Below are 1,085 nucleotides of genomic sequence, written 5' to 3' on the forward strand. Positions count from 1 at the left end.
GCAAAAGAAGTGGGTAGTTTAACCTTTCGGGGAGGACGCTCACCACTTTGTGGTTCATGACTGGGGTGAAGTCGTAACAAGGTAGCCCTAGGGGAACCTGGGGCTGGATCACCTCCTTATACGAAGATAGTCACGATGAGTGTCCACACAGATTGATTAGGTTTAAAAAGTTAAGAGTAGAAATACTTTTCCAGATGGGGCTATAGCTCAGCTGGGAGAGCGCCTCGCTGGCAGCGAGGAGGTCTGCGGTTCGAACCCGCATAGCTCCACCATCTTTAAGTGTTTTTCTTTGAAAATATTTAAAAATGGTTCCCTTCTTTTAATAGAAGATGAATCAAGCTCTTTAACAATTTGGAAAGCTGACTGATTGATTACTTACGAGTAATTCAATCAAATTTAAAAGTTCTCAATGTTTATCTTTCATTAGATAAACACAACAAACACATTCAAGTGTCTTGTATTCGAATCAAATTTATTTGATTCACAATTGAGTCCGGCAAACAGTTATCAAGAATTAACCCTTCTTGATGACAACCAAAAACCTTGGTTAGTTGCCATACTAGTTTGTTTTCAATTTTCAAAAGTGAAAGTAAAACAGAGACCCTTTCGGGTTGTATGGTTAAGTGACTAAGCGTACACGGTGGATGCCTTGGCAGTCAGAGGCGATGAAGGACGTAATAACTTGCGATAAGCCCAGATTAGGTAGTAATAACCTTTTGAGTCTGGGATTTCCGAATGGGGAAACCCACGTGCATAAGCACGTATCCTGTTGTGAATACATAGCAACAGGAGGCAAACCGGGGGAACTGAAACATCTAAGTACCCCGAGGAAGAGAAATCAACCGAGATTCCGAAAGTAGCGGCGAGCGAAATTGGATTAGCCCTTAAGCTTTTAATGATGCAGGTGAAGAGTCTGGAAAGTCTCGCAATAAAGGGTGATAGCCCCGTAACCGACACATCATAATCAGTGAAAACGAGTAGGGCGGGACACGTGATATCCTGTCTGAATATGGGGGGACCATCCTCCAAGGCTAAATACTACTGACTGACCGATAGTGAACCAGTACCGTGAGGGAAAGGCGAAA

Annotated in this window: 1 tRNA gene and 2 rRNA genes; all 3 read left to right on the forward strand. The window is 42.9% G+C overall.

The window, feature by feature from the left end:
- Window positions 1-119, forward strand: a 16S ribosomal RNA gene (locus AACW75_RS24255); the annotation flags it as partial.
- Window positions 120-196: 77 nt separating this feature from the next.
- Window positions 197-272: transfer RNA gene (locus tag AACW75_RS24260), tRNA-Ala, on the forward strand.
- Between the two features lie 345 nt (window positions 273-617).
- A 23S ribosomal RNA gene (locus tag AACW75_RS24265) occupies window positions 618-1,085 on the forward strand; the annotation flags it as partial.

Source organism: Vibrio sp. L3-7 (genome assembly GCF_963898195.1).
GTDB classification, from domain to species: domain Bacteria; phylum Pseudomonadota; class Gammaproteobacteria; order Enterobacterales; family Vibrionaceae; genus Vibrio; species Vibrio echinoideorum.